Origin of the sequence: Shewanella sp. NFH-SH190041 (assembly GCF_024363255.1) — a bacterium.
GTDB lineage: Bacteria > Pseudomonadota > Gammaproteobacteria > Enterobacterales > Shewanellaceae > Shewanella.
The window spans coordinates 3,790,124-3,806,223 of sequence record NZ_AP026070.1; the positions used below are offsets into that span (position 1 = coordinate 3,790,124).

At 47.8% G+C, this 16,100-nt stretch carries 15 protein-coding genes and 6 tRNA genes; 1 reads left to right on the forward strand and 20 read right to left on the reverse strand.

What is annotated here, in order from left to right:
* Nucleotides 1–55: 55 nt before the first annotated feature.
* The 20 genes from NFHSH190041_RS16905 to orn form a co-directional block, all read right to left on the reverse strand.
* A complete protein-coding gene (locus NFHSH190041_RS16905; protein WP_261922886.1) occupies nt 56–751 on the reverse strand; it encodes a cytochrome c1 in 696 nt (231 codons plus the stop codon).
* A complete protein-coding gene (locus NFHSH190041_RS16910) occupies nt 751–1,965 on the reverse strand; it encodes a cytochrome b (protein ID WP_261922887.1) in 1,215 nt (404 codons plus the stop codon). Before NFHSH190041_RS16910 ends, NFHSH190041_RS16905 begins: the two co-directional genes overlap by 1 nt.
* Nucleotides 1,965–2,555, reverse strand: coding sequence for a ubiquinol-cytochrome c reductase iron-sulfur subunit (petA, locus tag NFHSH190041_RS16915; protein ID WP_261922888.1), 591 nt, complete (start codon nt 2,553–2,555; stop codon nt 1,965–1,967). Before petA ends, NFHSH190041_RS16910 begins: the two co-directional genes overlap by 1 nt.
* Nucleotides 2,556–2,912: 357 nt before the next feature.
* A complete protein-coding gene (gene hflC, locus NFHSH190041_RS16920) occupies nt 2,913–3,791 on the reverse strand; it encodes a protease modulator HflC (protein WP_261922889.1) in 879 nt (292 codons plus the stop codon).
* 2 nt (nt 3,792–3,793) lie between these two features.
* Nucleotides 3,794–4,954 (reverse strand): FtsH protease activity modulator HflK, encoded by a 1,161-nt coding sequence (gene hflK, locus NFHSH190041_RS16925; RefSeq protein WP_261922890.1) that lies wholly within the window; start codon nt 4,952–4,954, stop codon nt 3,794–3,796.
* Nucleotides 4,955–5,015: 61 nt separating this feature from the next.
* Nucleotides 5,016–6,299, reverse strand: coding sequence for a ribosome rescue GTPase HflX (hflX, locus tag NFHSH190041_RS16930; RefSeq protein ID WP_261922891.1), 1,284 nt, complete (start codon nt 6,297–6,299; stop codon nt 5,016–5,018).
* A 21-nt stretch (nt 6,300–6,320) separates the two neighbouring features.
* Complete coding sequence (hfq, locus tag NFHSH190041_RS16935; protein WP_261922892.1) at nt 6,321–6,599, reverse strand: RNA chaperone Hfq; 279 nt, start codon at nt 6,597–6,599, stop codon at nt 6,321–6,323.
* A 92-nt stretch (nt 6,600–6,691) separates the two neighbouring features.
* Nucleotides 6,692–7,582, reverse strand: a complete 891-nt coding sequence (gene miaA, locus NFHSH190041_RS16940; RefSeq protein ID WP_410010884.1) for a tRNA (adenosine(37)-N6)-dimethylallyltransferase MiaA — start codon at nt 7,580–7,582, stop codon at nt 6,692–6,694.
* 13 nt (nt 7,583–7,595) lie between these two features.
* Nucleotides 7,596–9,455: a DNA mismatch repair endonuclease MutL gene (gene mutL / locus NFHSH190041_RS16945; RefSeq protein ID WP_261922894.1), complete on the reverse strand. Its 1,860-nt coding sequence runs from the start codon at nt 9,453–9,455 to the stop codon at nt 7,596–7,598.
* 12 nt (nt 9,456–9,467) lie between these two features.
* On the reverse strand, nt 9,468–10,802 hold the full coding sequence (locus NFHSH190041_RS16950) for an N-acetylmuramoyl-L-alanine amidase (protein WP_261925167.1): 1,335 nt from the start codon (nt 10,800–10,802) through the stop codon (nt 9,468–9,470).
* A 3-nt stretch (nt 10,803–10,805) separates the two neighbouring features.
* Nucleotides 10,806–11,264 (reverse strand): tRNA (adenosine(37)-N6)-threonylcarbamoyltransferase complex ATPase subunit type 1 TsaE, encoded by a 459-nt coding sequence (gene tsaE / locus NFHSH190041_RS16955; RefSeq protein ID WP_261922895.1) that lies wholly within the window; start codon nt 11,262–11,264, stop codon nt 10,806–10,808.
* 13 nt (nt 11,265–11,277) lie between these two features.
* Nucleotides 11,278–12,783, reverse strand: coding sequence for an NAD(P)H-hydrate dehydratase (locus NFHSH190041_RS16960; RefSeq protein ID WP_261922896.1), 1,506 nt, complete (start codon nt 12,781–12,783; stop codon nt 11,278–11,280).
* 171 nt (nt 12,784–12,954) lie between these two features.
* Nucleotides 12,955–13,383, reverse strand: coding sequence for a hypothetical protein (locus NFHSH190041_RS16965; RefSeq protein WP_261922897.1), 429 nt, complete (start codon nt 13,381–13,383; stop codon nt 12,955–12,957).
* Between the two features lie 175 nt (nt 13,384–13,558).
* Nucleotides 13,559–13,634 (reverse strand) — tRNA-Gly (locus tag NFHSH190041_RS16970).
* 110 nt (nt 13,635–13,744) lie between these two features.
* Nucleotides 13,745–13,820 (reverse strand) — tRNA-Gly (locus tag NFHSH190041_RS16975).
* 31 nt (nt 13,821–13,851) lie between these two features.
* Nucleotides 13,852–13,927, reverse strand: a tRNA-Gly gene (locus tag NFHSH190041_RS16980).
* Nucleotides 13,928–13,958: 31 nt separating this feature from the next.
* Nucleotides 13,959–14,034, reverse strand: a tRNA-Gly gene (locus NFHSH190041_RS16985).
* Nucleotides 14,035–14,065: 31 nt separating this feature from the next.
* Nucleotides 14,066–14,141: transfer RNA gene (locus NFHSH190041_RS16990), tRNA-Gly, on the reverse strand.
* A 31-nt stretch (nt 14,142–14,172) separates the two neighbouring features.
* Nucleotides 14,173–14,248, reverse strand: a tRNA-Gly gene (locus NFHSH190041_RS16995).
* Between the two features lie 111 nt (nt 14,249–14,359).
* On the reverse strand, nt 14,360–14,905 hold the full coding sequence (gene orn / locus NFHSH190041_RS17000) for an oligoribonuclease (RefSeq protein ID WP_261922898.1): 546 nt from the start codon (nt 14,903–14,905) through the stop codon (nt 14,360–14,362).
* Between the two features lie 115 nt (nt 14,906–15,020).
* Here orn and rsgA point away from each other — a divergent pair, with 115 nt between their 5' ends.
* Nucleotides 15,021–16,079 carry a small ribosomal subunit biogenesis GTPase RsgA gene (gene rsgA / locus NFHSH190041_RS17005; protein ID WP_261922899.1) on the forward strand — a complete coding sequence of 353 codons (1,059 nt, stop codon included), beginning with the start codon at nt 15,021–15,023 and terminating at the stop codon, nt 16,077–16,079.
* Nucleotides 16,080–16,100: the final 21 nt, after the last annotated feature.

Genomic DNA, 16,100 nt, shown 5'->3' on the forward strand with positions numbered 1-16,100 from the left:
AGCCAAGCCCCCCGTTTACACTATGCGGATACTATATTCTACCCGTTAACCCTGCCTAGTGTACATCCTTCCAATACTCTTTCTTGAGGAGGAAGGCCACAATAAAGAAGATTAACAAAAAGCCTAATACCCACATTCCTAAGCGTTCCCGCTCTACCCTTACGGGCTCAGCAGAATACGCCAAATATGCCGTGATATCCCTGACAGCGTCATCGTACTGCTGCGCTGTCATGGTTCCACCACTGGCAACCAAACTGCCATCAGCCTGTTTCACTGCAATTCCCTGCAGCTCTTCCAGTGCATGTGGCATCCCCACCATGGGAAATACGGTATTATTCACGCCAAACGGCCGAGATGAGTCCTGATAAAAGCTTTTCAAATAGGTATATACCCAATCTTCTCCTCGAACTCGAGATACTAGCGTCAGATCCGGTGGTGTCGCACCAAACCATTTTGCCGCATCCTCATCCGGAATAGCGTTTTCCATCAACTCACCAATTTTGGCGTCAGTAAACATGTAATTGGCGCGCATATCATCAACAGAAATGCCTAAGTCATCGGCAACCCGACCATAACGCTGGTACTGGGTACTATGGCAACCCGCACAGTACTGCTGAAAATAACCCAAGCCCCGCTGTAACGATGCTTTATCGTGTAAATCAATATTGGCGCTTTCAAGCGGTATACTCGGGCCGGCGGCAAACGTCAGGCTCGGCAGTAAAGTTACCAATGCAATCAGTATATTTTTCATCAGCTCGTCACCCTCTCTGGTACAGGTTTAGTTTTCTCATTTTTACTGTACAGCCACAGAGCCAGGAAGAACCCGAAGTAGGTAATGGTAAAAATCCGGGCCGCGATGGTTAATACCGGAGTCGCCGGTACCGCACCAAGGTATCCAAGCACAATAAAGGACACGGTGAACTGGGCAATATTGAGCTTATGTAACGCACTGCGATAGCGGATGGATTTCACCTTACAGCGATCCAGCCAAGGCAGTACAAACAGCACCAGAATAGACAGTCCCATCATCAATACCCCACCGAGTTTATCGGGCACGGCACGTAAGATGGCGTAGAAAGGGGTGAAATACCATACCGGCGCAATATGTTCCGGCGTCTTCATGGGATTAGCGGCCTCAAAATTAGGTTTTTCAAGGAAATACCCACCGCCTTCCGGCATAAAGAACAACACATAACAAAACACAATCAGGAAGCCTGCAACACCTACAATATCCTTTACTGTGTAATAAGGATGAAAAGGAATGCCATCAACCGGCCAGCCATTCTCATCTTTGTTCTTTTTAATTTCGATACCATCAGGGTTATTGGAGCCAACTTCATGTAGCGCAATCAAATGCAGGAATACCAATACGACTAATACCAGTGGTAGTGCTATTACATGCAGGGCAAAGAAGCGGTTTAGGGTGGCACCGGAGACCACATAGTCACCCCGGATCCACAAGGTTAAATCATCCCCGATCACAGGAATGGCACCAAACAGGGAAATAATCACCTGAGCCCCCCAGTAGGACATTTGCCCCCAAGGCAACAGGTAGCCCATAAAAGCTTCTGCCATCAGGATCAGGAAGATCAGCATACCAAACAGCCACAATAGTTCCCGTGGCTTTTGGTAAGAGCCATAAATCACCCCGCGGAACATGTGCAAATAAATCACCACAAAAAAGGCCGAGGCGCCGGTGGAGTGCATATAACGCAGCAACCAACCATACTCGACATCCCGCATAATGTATTCAATCGACGCAAATGCCCCTTCATCAGTCGGAACATAATTCATCGTCAGCCAGATCCCGGTCAATAACTGATTAACCAAAACCAACAGCGCCAGTGAGCCAAAGAAATACCAAAAGTTAAAATTCTTCGGTGTCGCATACTGTCCCACATGACGGTTATAGGTCGCTGTCATCGGGATCCTGGCATCAATCCAATCCACTAATTTATTTGCCATTACGCAGCCCCCTCACTCACACCGACCAGTACCGTGGTGTCATCCAAATATTGATGCGGTGGCACCACCAAGTTCAAGGGTGCCGGCACACCTTGAAATACCCGGCCAGCCATATCGAACTTGGAGCCATGACAAGGACAGAAAAAACCAGCCGTAACCCCTTCAACCTGCTCACCAAATGAATCTGGCATATAAGTAGGAGAGCAGCCTAAATGGGTACATAAGCCCACGGCAATAAAGAATTCCGGTTTGATTGCCCGAGTGGGATTCTGGGCATAAACCGGCTGTTGGGGTTCATCAGAATTGGGATCGCGTAACTGACTATCCAAGCCAGGTAGAGCGGAAAGAACTGCTTCGGTACGGCGGACAACCCATACAGGTTTACCCCGCCATTCTACCCGGATCAATTGACCCGGTTCGAGTTTACTAATATTGACTTCAACCGGCGCACCCGCAGCTTTTGCCTTAGCACTTGGATTCCATGACTTAATAAAGGGAACCGCTACAGCGACGGCACCAGTACCGCCAATTACAGCGGTTGCAGCTGTCAGGAACCTGCGACGTCCGGTATCGACTGGCGCATTGCTCATCCACTTATCTCCAAGAGGGGTTGGAACATTTATTTTTAATACTTGTTATCTCACCCCAACGCTCTCACAAAGCCTTCTGCGAAGTTTGAGGCGCTGCCCATTATATCTAAAAATCAGAAGCAGATCATAGTGAAAACGCACAACAATCAAACAAAGATAGCAAGTTTAAGTCAATTTATGATAACTAAAACGCAATATAAAATATAAAAAACCGACATTCTTTTACCAGATTTTGCCCTTACCCAAAGCATTTCTGATAACAATATGTGATTTCCTGCTGAAATACAGAACGGATGTAAATAATTCAAGGCACAAAAAAGCCCGGTATCACAACCGGGCTTTATCTCTGCAATTAGCTTATTTGCCAGTTTCACTCTTCATATAACGGAAGAATTCACTATCCGGCTCAAGCACCATGACATCTGAATTGTTGTTAAAGCTTTCACGATAAGCTTCAAGGCTGCGCAAAAAAGCATAAAACTCAGGATCCTTTGAGTATGCCTTGGCATAAATCTCAGCTGCTTTTGCATCACCAGAGCCACGAACTGTCAGTGCTTTACGTTGAGCTTCAGCAATCTGAACTTCAACATTCGCATCAGTCGTCGCGCGGATAATTTCTGCTTTTTCTTTACCCTGAGCACGATGTTCTTTTGCTACCGCCTGACGCTCAGCACGCATACGCTGATAGATACTGTTACTGACGTTAGCGGGCAGGTTAATTTGTTTAACCCGAACATCCACCACTTCGATACCCAGATCCTTGGCGCTTTCAGCCGCATTTTTCAATGCATCCATCTGCATTTCATCACGGCTACCAGAAACAATTTCCTTAATGGTGCGGCGACCAAATTCAGTACGCAAATCGTTGTTGATTTTACGCTGCAGCAAGGTCTCAGCATTTGCCTTGATACCACCATTGGTGGACAGGTAATACTTGGCAAAATCTTTGATACGCCACTTCACATAAGAATCAACCATCAAATCTTTTTTCTCGGATGTCACAAAACGGTCAGCAGCGCCATCCAGCGTCTGAATCCGAGCATCCAGCATACGGATTTTGTCGATAACAGGGATCTTAAAGTGCAGACCCGGCTCGAACACCTCGGTCTTCCCATCCACTTTCAGAACCTTACCAAAGCGAGATACGATGGCTCGATCCCCTTCATTTACCACGAAGACAGAAGAAAACGCCACGACCACCAAAATGGCAGCAATAATCAATCCAATACGACCCATTATTATTCCCTCCCCAGACGAATACGCTCTTCACGAGACAGGCGACCATTTGCAGGAATATTGCTATGGCTAGCTGCGCTGTTCATGGATGTTGAATCAACATGCTCTTGAGGCATCACAGGCGAGCTGTTATGACTGGTGGCTGCTGGCTTACGATCCATCATCTTATCCAGAGGGAGATACATCATATTGCCGCTGTTTTTAGCGTCAATAATGACTTTATTATTACCTGACATCACTTTCTGCATAGTATCCAGATACAAACGCTGACGAGTCACTTCTGGCGCAGCTTTATATTCTGGCAGCAGCTTTTCAAAGCTTGCCACTTTACCTTGAGCTTCTAGTGTTACACGCTGACCATAAGCATCAGCTTGCTGCGCCATACGCTCAACAATACCACGAGCTTTAGGCTCAACTTCACGGGAGTAAGCTTCTGCTTCACGAATAAAGCGCTGCTCATCTTCCTGTGCGGCTATCGCATCATCAAAGGCATTTTTCACTTCTTCTGGCGGACGGGCCGGTAGGAAGTTCACATCTACGATGGTCAATCCCAGATTGTATGGCTTGATAATACGCTCAAGCTCTTTCCAAGTGTCATTACGGATAGCTTCACGACCGGTCGTCAGGATGTCGTCCATCTTATTGTGACCAATCACGTAACGTAGCGCACTGTCTGTGGCTTCCCGCAAACTGGCATTGGCATCCACCGCACTGAACAGATATTTGTATGGATCGGTTACCCGATACTGGACATCCATCTCAACCTGTACCACGTTTTCATCCGCTGTCAGCATGCTGCCAGACGCAGGAATCGAACGTACGGTTTCCACGTCAACTGGGTAGACATCTTCGATAAATGTTGGTTTCCACTGCAGACCTGGATCAACCAGCCCGACATATTCGCCAAATCTCAACGCCACGCCACGCTGCGCTTCTTTGACGGAATAAAAACCGGACAGAGCCCACACACCGACAGCGATGCCCAATACAATGACCACACCGTAAGTACTGAAACCTGACCCACCATTACCGGAACCTTTCTTACCAAAGCGCTTCGAAAAATTACGGAACACTTCATCTAAATCCGGCGGCCCTTTGTCATTGCTACTTTTGTTGTTTCCCCAAGGGTCCTTCCCCTTGTTTCCGGGCTCATTCCAAGCCATTTAGCACTCCATAAGCGGATAAAATAAAAGAGATTACTATCAAAATTACCTTATTTGTTCCTTAAAGAACAACTAAGGATTCCAATTCACCCTGACTTTGTTTCACTAACCGGTTCCAATCAGCATCGGCCAAACGCACCGACAGAATACAATTTCCTAGTTCGTCATACTCCTGCTGCTGAATCGCTTCAAGGCGATAAAATTGCCCTAAATAATGTCCGGCATCGGCAGGAATCTTTAATGTCAGCTCACAGATACTGTCACCCACTAACTGGGCGATGGCCTGTTGAATTAACTCCAGCCCCAAATTCTGCTGAGCAGAAACCCATACCCGAGATGGTTTACCATCAGCATCCAAATCGATCCGAGGAACAACATCTTCAAGCAAATCAATTTTATTGCATACTACCAATTGCGGAATGTCACCGGCATCAATTTCTTTGAGCACTTCTTGTACCTGCTCAAAGTTATCACCCATATTCTCATCAGCGCAATCAACTACATGCAACAATAAATCCGCTTGGCGAGTTTCCTGGAGCGTGGCTTTAAAAGCAGCAACTAAATCATGGGGAAGATGACGGATAAAGCCCACGGTATCAGCCAGAATGACCGCGCCATCCTGTAACTCTAATTTACGTAAGGTTGGATCCAAGGTAGCAAACAGCTGATCAGCAGCATAAACCTCAGAGCTGGTCAGTGCATTAAACAGCGTAGATTTCCCAGCGTTGGTATACCCCACCAAAGAGACGGTTGGCATATCGCTTCGCTGACGCGCCCGGCGACTTTGTTCACGTTGTTTATCAACTTTATCGAGCCGGCGGTTGATGGTTTTAATTCGTCCCCGAAGCAGACGACGGTCCGTTTCCAGCTGGGTTTCCCCCGGCCCGCGCAGACCAATACCACCTTTTTGTCGCTCCAAGTGAGTCCAGCCCCGCACCAAGCGCGTTGACATGTGGCGCAATTGCGCTAGCTCCACCTGCAACTTACCTTCGTGAGTTCTAGCTCGCTGAGCAAAAATATCTAAAATCAGTGTGGTTCTATCCAACACCCGACACTGGCAGAGCATTTCCAGGTTTCTTTCCTGGGCAGGGCTCAGTGCATGGTTGAATATCACCACATTTGCTTCAGTTGCGGCCACCATAGCAGCCAGCTCTTCAGCTTTGCCCGAGCCGACAAAGAATTTGCGGTCCGGGCTGCGGCGACTTCCTGTTATCACGCCAACAGATCGAGCACCTGCCGATTCTACTAATAGCTGAAGTTCGACAAGATCTTCCCGACTGTTTTCGTCAGAAAAATCGATATGGACAAGTACAGCTGTCTCTCCCGCCTCATAACGATCAAACAAGAAGCAAACCCCTTTTATTAATTATTCACCGTGAACGGTATCATCCTGCTGGTTGTTATAACCACCCTGATTATTTTGTTGATGAGCACCAACATTAAATGGGCGAGATGGTACAACAGTAGAAATTGCGTGCTTATAAACCATTTGGCTTACAGTATTCTTCAGTAAGATCACGAATTGATCAAAAGACTCTACCTGGCCCTGAAGTTTAATGCCGTTTACCAGGTAAATAGATACAGGAACGCGCTCGCGACGCAGTGCGTTCAAGAATGGGTCTTGTAAAGATTGCCCCTTAGCCATTTCGAATTTCCTTTTTAATTTATATTCAAAATTAATTATAAGTGTGACGATTTGTATTCTTAGTTCAGTATTATACAGCGCAGTCCAATAATCTAGCGACTGCGTTCCATAATGGTCATTAAATTTCCGTCATCACTGCTTTCAAGCCACTCCAAGCCCGGCCATCCCCGCAACCAAGTTAATTGACGTTTTGCCAATTGTCGGGTTGCAGCAACAGCTTTTTCAACCATCTCATCATGGCTGAATTCCCCTGCCAGATATTGCCAACATTGCCGGTAACCAACACACCGCATTGAAGGTAAATCCAGATGCAGGTCGCCACGCTGCCGTAGGGTTTGAACTTCATCAATGAAGCCCTGGCGCAACATGATATTAAAGCGCTGTGCAATAAGATCATGTAAAACTTTCCGCTCTTTTGGCGCAATCGCAAATTGACTAATCCGATAAGGCAAAGCTGCAGACTTAGTCTGCGTCAGCTCAGTCATAGATTTGCCACTTATCCGATATACCTCCAACGCTCGGGATAAACGCTGAGGATCATTAGGATGAATGCGAGCAGCTGACACAGGGTCAATTTGAGCTAACTCATCATGTAGCACCTGCCATCCCACCTGATCAGCCTGCGCCATAATTTCCGCCCTAATGCTCTCATCGGCACTGGGCAAAGGCGACAGCCCTTCAAGCAGAGCTTTAAAATACATCATAGTCCCTCCGACCAACAGAGGGGTTTTACCTTTTGAAACGATTTCGTTAATCGCTTTGAGCGCATCCGCGCGAAAATCAGCAGCAGAATAACTTTCTGCCGGATCTCGAATATCCACTAATCGATGTGGCGCCAATAATTGCTCTTGTAGCGAAGGCTTGGCAGTACCAATATCCATCCCCCGATAAATCAGGGCGGAATCAACGGAAATAATCTCGCAGTTATGCTGCTGAGCTAAATCAATCGCCAGCTGGGTTTTTCCCGAGGCCGTAGGCCCCATCAGACAAATAATTTCAGGCAGGTGTTGTTGTATCACTCAGTTGCTCTTCTAACCATGTTTGCCAGGGCAGAATCATGCCACCGGTCATAATTTGTTGTTGGATCTCATCGGGCAGCTGAGACAATTGTTGCCAGCACTGTGCCGGTGCCAAATAACGTTTATTTGCTTTATCTGCAATCCAAGCAGCCAGTGCCATATCAGCTGGCACTTCCGCAGTTAACCACTGCAACAGTTCAGGAATAATTACAGCTAACTGACAATCTCTCAAATATGGGGGCACTTTCTTAATAATCAACTGTTCAAAACGGATTGTCAGCTCAATCCCCAGTTTACGCAGCAATTGCTCCCGCTGCGCAATCACATCCAGCCATTGACTGTCCGCCGCAACAGACACCGGCATCAATAGTGGTTGGCTTACCAAGCCTGTTGCCAATTTTCCCAATAACTCCTGCTTACAACAGGCTGTAGCGGTATGGGTAATACTGATCAGCCGAAGCTCATTATCTTTGGCTATAACCCAATACTCGCCGTCTAATACCGGAGGCATATCTGTAACAAGGGTCATTGCGGCAGGGCTTTCTACCCCTGGAGTCTGCATTAAATCCCGATAAGCTGACACCGCCCGAGCATCAGGCTCTACATTGGTGCCGCGTGGTGAAGATTGGCCGTGATAACTGTCGCGCTGGCCACGAAACAGACCACTATTGCGTTCATAGCTACTATGAGACGTGGCCTCTCGAACACCAGCCATCGAACGGGTATTGCCCGTATATGCTTGCTCCACAGCCTTACTCTCAGGAACAAAGCTATGCGCATTTGACAGCGTTGATACTGGAGGGGCGGCGGCCGTTTTTGCTGTCGGTTGAGACAGAGCAAGCTCTCCAGCTTGGCGGAGTGCTGACTGCAGTGCCTGTAAAATAAAATCATGCACATAGCGGCTTTGATGGAAGCGTACTTCATGTTTAGCTGGATGCACATTGACATCCACCTGATGGGGATCCAGAGTCAACATCAGTACATACCCAGCCTGCTCTGTAGCCCCTTGCTCAGAAAATGCCTGCCTCACGGCATGGTTGACTAATCTGTCCCGTACCAAACGGCCATTAACATAAAAGTAATGCACATCCGTATCGACTGCCGCGCCTGGGTGCTGCAGGTACCCTTGCAATGACATATCGTCATGCTCACACGTCACTTGCAATGCCTGCTCAGCAAAGCCCTTTGAGCTCACCTGAGCCAACCGCTGTAAAAACTGAGCCTCAGTTGCCGCGGGACGGTAATTGCGCACTGTTTTCCCATTATGGGACAAGGTGAAATGCACATCCTGTCGCACTAAAGCTATTCGCTTAAGCCATTCGTCAATGTGACTAAACTCGGTTTTGTCACTTTTCAGAAAACGCCGCCGTGCAGGAGTATTAAAAAACAGATCAACAACATCAATTGTGGTGCCGACAGGGTGAGCAGCCGGAACAACCTTAACCGCCATTTCCGCCCCTTCAGCATAAGCAGCCCAAGCTTCTGACTGCGCTTCGGTACGTGATGTCAGCGTCAGGCGGGAAACGGAACTTATCGATGCCAAAGCTTCGCCTCTAAAGCCAAAGCTGATAATAGCTTCCAAATCATCAAGGCAATGCACCTTAGACGTAGCATGGCGAGACAGCGCAAGAGCGAGTTCATCCCGGCAAATTCCACCACCATTATCCCGGATGCGGATCAGTTTGGCGCCACCTTTTTCAATATCAATATCAATCCGTGTCGCACCAGCATCAATGCTGTTTTCGACCAGCTCCTTAACCACAGAAGCTGGCCGCTCAACCACTTCTCCGGCTGCGATCTGGTTCGCCAATTGGGGCGGTAAAATCTCAATAGCCATGATGCTTCCTGTTTATCTGGGAATGGTCAACTGCTGGCCAACCCGTAAAACATCGCTTTTCAGCTTGTTAGCCTGCTTAATCCGGGCGACACTCACCCCATATCTGTGGGCAATGACAGATAATGACTCACCACTACGCACCTTATGCTTGATATGCGCTCGGGCTGCCAGCAGTGTATTCTCTGGCGGAAATGCCTCAAAATAACGCATCACCCCACGGTAAATTGCTGTGGCCAGTTTATCCTGATGTTGGCTACTTTTCAGTAACCTTTCTTCCGCTGGATTTGAGATAAAGCCAGTTTCGACCAGAATCGAAGGGATATCCGGGGATTTCAGTACCGCAAAACTGGCAGACTCAGGCTTATGTTTATGTAGCCGGGTCACCTTACCTAAATCTGACAGCACATCATCAGCAATGGTATGACTGACGGCCATGGAGCGATCCATAGACATATCCAGCAATGTCATCGCCAAATACTGCTCATTATCGGTATTTTGAATGATCTCCCCAGCTCCGCCGAGTAAATCAGAATGCTGCTCTTTTTTCTCTAACCAACGGCCAATTTCACTGTTGGCGCGTCGACGGGATAATACCCACACAGAAGCGCCACGAGGTCTTGGTGATGTAAAGGCATCAGCATGAATAGAGATCAGCAAATCCGCTTTGGATTTACGGGCAAGTTCTGAACGACGATTCAGGTTAACAAAATAATCGCCACTGCGGGTCATCACCGCTTTCATACCGGACGTTGCATTTATTTTCGCCGCGACACGTTTAGCTATCTGCAAAGTGACCTTTTTTTCAAACATGCCACTGGGGCCGATAGAGCCAGGATCGTCACCACCATGACCCGCATCAATGGCCACGATAATATCTCTCTTAACCTGTTTCGGTGCAGTCACGACCTGATTCTTCGCCTCTGCTTGAGAGTCCTCAAGATCCACCACTAGCCGGTTACCGTAAGGTTCCGTCGGAGCCAGTGCAAACAGATTAGCTTTCGCCGGCCGTTGTAAATCAATCACCAGCCGTAAGGTCCCCTTACGAGGGGGTTTACTAGTACGAACCCGTTTTACCAGCTTACTGTTATTAGTAATTTTTCCCAAGTTAACGCGATTGCCGGTATGGGCTAAATCCACCACCAAACGATTTGGCGACTTTAAGGTGAAATAGCTGTAATCGGGCGATTTTTTCAGGTCAAACACCACCCGTGTTGAGTCTGGTGCGGCCCAGATCCGCACACCGTCCAGATGGTTACTTGCAGCCAAAACCTGGGCACTACACAGTAGTGTGCCCACCAAAGAAAGAAACAGCGCAAAACGTTTCAAAAAAGGATTAATACTCGCCATCATTTATTTTAATTGTTGCAGCAGAGCTTCACCTTTCTCTGACAGGGCCTTGATGTGAAGTGCTCTGGAGTGATCCTGATACTGTAAATGCAGATGAAGATCCGCGGCAGGCAGTAGCCCTTCGCCCCGATCAGGCCATTCAACAATACAGATGCTTCTATCATTAAAGTAATCACGGATCCCCATAAACTCTAACTCTTCCGGATCCGCCAATCGATAAAGATCGAAATGATAAACTTCGACATCATCCAACTCATAGGGTTCCACCAAGGTGTAGGTTGGGCTTTTTACTGCCCCCTGATGCCCCAGATGCTGGATCAAACCACGGCTCATCGTGGTTTTCCCAGCCCCGAGATCACCTGTCAGGTAAATCACCATAGGGGCAGCAACCAAGCCCGCTAATTGCTGACCAAAATTTACTGTATCGTTTTCATCTTGCAGAAAAAAATTTGCTTCGCTCATACTGTCTCTTTCATCAAGTCATATCTGGGTTAACCAAGCGGCGAATAAAAGGAAATAAATCTGACGCTAACATTCCCCGCTCGCCATCCCGGGCAGCTAAATCTGCAGCTTCACCATGGATAACAACCCCGGCAACAGCGGCCTCAGCTGGCGACAGCCCCTGTGCCAGCAAGGCGCCAATGATACCTGAAAGCACATCCCCACAACCACCTCCAGCCAAACCAGGATTGCCAACAGGTGCAAGCCAAGTCTGCTCACCATCACAGATAAGGGTACCCGCCCCCTTTAACACCACAACGCCACCAAAAGTTGCCTGCAGTAATGCCACAGCAGCAAAACGATCCGCTTCAACCTTAGCCACACTCTGCCCTAATAACCGGGCAGCCTCACCTGGATGGGGCGTTAATACACAGTGATCACAGCGTTGTCCATCCGCCGCTAAAATGTTCAGCCCATCGGCATCAATGACCATAGGCACAGCGCGAGAAAGCGCTAAAGCAAACAGCCTTCTTCCCCATTCAGCCGTTCCCAGTCCCGGCCCCAGTACTATGGTCGACGCCCAATTAAGCCGCGCAATTGCAGTAGCCATATCAGCTTCAACACCACAGAACATTAGTTCTGGCCGTTCGGTATTAATCATGGCTTGATGGGAGGGATGACTCAGAACACACACCAATCCTGCGCCACTTCGCAAACACCCCTCTGCAGCGAGCCGGGCAGCCCCAGGCATCCCTTGTTCTCCGCCAATCACAGCCACTTTGCCAAAACTCCCCTTATGGCTATTGCGATGCCGTGGTGATAGTACCTGCGGTAAAAAATGCCTATCTCTTAATCGTGCTGCCGGAGCAGGCAACACAGGTGAAAATCCCAAATCCGCCCATAATACTCGGCCTGCATATTGCCGAGCATCAGAGGTAAACAGCCCTTGTTTCAAGGCACCAAAACATACGGTGACATCTGCCTGCAATCCATGTGGCTCATCGCCATACACCTTGCCGGTATCGGCATTCACCCCAGAAGGAATATCTAAACTCAACACCTTGGTAGCAGATTGATTAATCAACTCAATCCATTGCGCCATATCAGCTCTGACACAACCTTGGATGCCGGTTCCCAATAGCCCATCTATAATCCAATCAGCTTCTTGAAGCGCCTCGCTGAGAGTCGCGGCAGTCAGAATACGGTATTCTCCACCTTGCTGGTCCAGCTTCTCTAAAGCCAATTGACGTTCTTGCGGCCCATGAGCCGTTTCAGTGAGCAGCAACGAAAAAGGTATTCTCTGCTCCAACAACAAACGTGCTAGCACGAGGGCATCGCTACCGTTATTACCACTTCCAGCTAAAACAAGACAATGCTTGATCTCACCCTGTAACATCAATGCGGAATAGGCCGCCGCCCCTGCTCGCTCAACCAATGTGTACAGCCCTTTAGGCAACGTGGTTGCAAGAGCAAGTTCAGCCGTACGGACTTGCTCACAGGTAAAAAGCGCTTCGGGCAGAATATCGTCAAACTGAGCCATCAAAAAAACCTCCACGGACAATCAGTAAACAGACATAGCTATGCTGTATGCTACTGCCATAAGAGGTTTTACCAAACACAGGGCTGCGCCGCCATGAGGCATAAGCATGATCAAGCCCACATTATCGGCCAATACTTATCGCCACTTTTCACGACGGCGTATCAATCTAGTTTAGATATCTGACATTCGTAGGGTGGAATGTACCAGACGCTGCTGCTGATTTTTACCACTTTGCAGCAATCCAGCCAAAGCCTGCCGAATATTATCTGTTGGCGCAGCGCATACCGCAGAATCTAAATAGGCGAGCAGCTGATTATCTAACGCTAGATGCAGCGCCATCAATTGATCCATATCCAGATCTGCACTGGCAATAATCTGCTCACAATGAGCTGGAAAGCTATCCTCAGCAATATTTTCATACCAGGTGTCTAGCACCCGCTCAGGAGCATCATCCAGATAATGATAAATCGCATCAGCGGCGTGTTGCTGATGTTGCTGCAGATAAGCCAATACCAATTGAGTTCTGGTAGAGTCAGCATGATGGTGCAAACGTTTATATAGCCGCTTCATCGCTAAATGATCGTCTGCTAGGTGTGTCAATATTTCCCTTAATTGCTGCATCCGCATAATCATCCCTCTTATTTAGCAAAATCAGCATGATTATTACTGGCATAAGCAATAGATTAATTGCGCCGAATCATAAAGGCAGAAAAACAATATATTCAGAATAAAAAATGATATTGAAGAAGAATAATCTGAGGAAAGGGAAAGGAATTGGAGCGACATATCGGGTTCGAACCGATGACCTATACCTTGGCAAGGTATCGCTCTACCAACTGAGCTAATGTCGCATCGCATTTTTAACGACTTCGATAATCTGCTATCAGAAAGGTATCGTCCTTTCATACCGCCAACTGAATCTAATGTCGCATTCACGTTTTATGACCGTGAAGTCAAAATTTGGAGCGACATATCGGGTTCGAACCGATGACCTATACCTTGGCAAGGTATCGCTCTACCAACTGAGCTAATGTCGCATTCACGTTTTATGACCGTGAAGTCAGAATTTGGAGCGACATATCGGGTTCGAACCGATGACCTATACCTTGGCAAGGTATCGCTCTACCAACTGAGCTAATGTCGCATTCACGTTTTATGACCGTGAAGTCAGAATTTGGAGCGACATATCGGGTTCGAACCGATGACCTATACCTTGGCAAGGTATCGCTCTACCAACTGAGCTAATGTCGCATTCACGTTTTATGACCGTGAAGTCAGAATTTGGAGCGACATATCGGGTTCGAACCGATGACCTATACCTTGGCAAGGTATCGCTCTACCAACTGAGCTAATGTCGCATTCACATTTTATGACTGTGAAGTCAGAATTTGGAGCGACATATCGGGTTCGAACCGATGACCTATACCTTGGCAAGGTATCGCTCTACCAACTGAGCTAATGTCGCATCATCATCCAGCCACACCATGTTTGGTAAAGTGCGCCGAAGAAGTGAGGCCGCATTATATGAAAATTTCTTACGACTGCAACCCCTTCTTACAAATTCGCGTTCAATCGCTCAAATTTTAAATACTTTCTCGCGGTAGTACTGCAATTCGCCGATAGACTCTTTGATATCTTGCAACGCCTGATGGGTATTCAGCTTTTTAAAACCGTCTTTCAGTTCAGGCTGCCAACGGCTAACCAATTCTTTAATGGTGCTAACATCGATATTGCGATAGTGAAAGTGATCTTCCAGCTCGCGCATATAACGGTTTAAGAAGCGACGATCCTGCCCCACACTGTTACCACACATAGGTGACGCGCCCTTCGGAACATACTGGTTCAGAAAGGTCAATGTTTCCGCTACCGCATCAGCTTCGTTGTAATGGCTTGCCCGCACTCTTTCGATTAATCCTGACGCCCCATGATGTTGCTGATTCCAGTCATCCATTGCCGCCAAAACGTCATCAGATTGATGCACAGCAATCACTGGGCCCTGAGCAAGCACATTCAGATTTTCATCCGTTACCACTGTGGCAATTTCCAGAATACGATCAGTGTCAGGTTCCAGCCCGCTCATTTCCAAATCAATCCAGATAAGGTTCTTCACATCTGCAGCCATAGATTCTGCCTATATTTCCCGTTTTGTCCTGAACTCAGGCTTTTTTCTTAAAGACCGTGTATCATACTGCTTTTTTAACCGACAAAAAATCACCTTTGTTAGTGAAGACACCCCTGTGAGTAAAAAGAAACCCCTCAGCCGCGGACAGTTGCGCCGTATGCGCGCTAACCATCAAAAACGGTTGCACCGGAGCAGTCAGGACACGCCAACGCCTGATATACAGGATAGTTCACTTGAACCGGAACAAGCCGGTACTGTGATTTCTCGCTTTGGTCAACACGCCGACGTGGAAACCCTCGACGGGAAAATCACCCGCTGCAATATCCGCCGCACCATTACCAGCTTGGTTTGTGGGGATGATGTCGTCGTACGTCTCAGCAAAGACGCTCAAGCTGCTATTGCTGGCGTGGTTGAAGCTGTTCATCCGCGAAAATCATCACTGAGCCGACCAGACCTTTATGATGGCGTCAAAACCATTGCTGCCAATATCGATCAGATCTTAATTGTCTCTTCCGTATTGCCCTGCTTTACCACCCAGATTATTGATCGCTATCTCGTCGCTGCTGAAGATACAGAAATTCCTCCAGTTATTGTACTGAACAAAATTGATCTGCTGGATGATGAGCAGCGCCCCGCCATTGAAGCGGCGTTAGCTCGCTACCAGGCAATCGGTTATCCGGTTTATCGGGTCAGCTCCAAAACCGGGGAAGGTATTGATGCTCTGACAGCATTATTAAAAGACAAAGTCAGTGTTTTCGCTGGCCAGTCCGGTGTTGGCAAATCTTCGCTGATCAATGCCCTCATGCCAGATGCTGAATTGCTGACGGGTGATGTTTCCGGAGGTTCAGGTTTAGGTCAACACACCACCACCACAGCCCGATTGCTGCACTTTGCCTCTGGCGGCAAGCTGATCGACTCTCCCGGAGTACGTGAATTCGCCCTATGGCATTTGCCGGCAGATCGGGTCAGTTGGTGTTTTGTTGAATTCCGTGATTTTCTTGGCACTTGCAAATTCAGGGACTGTAAACATGGTGATGACCCCGGCTGCGCGTTACAAGAAGCGTTGCAACAACAACACATCACAGCCGATCGTTTTAGCAATTATCACCGCATTATTGCCAGCTTAGATGAGCAGCGACACGCCCGGCAATTTCGCGCTAATACCGATGAATAACAAAGAAATAAAGTTAACCTT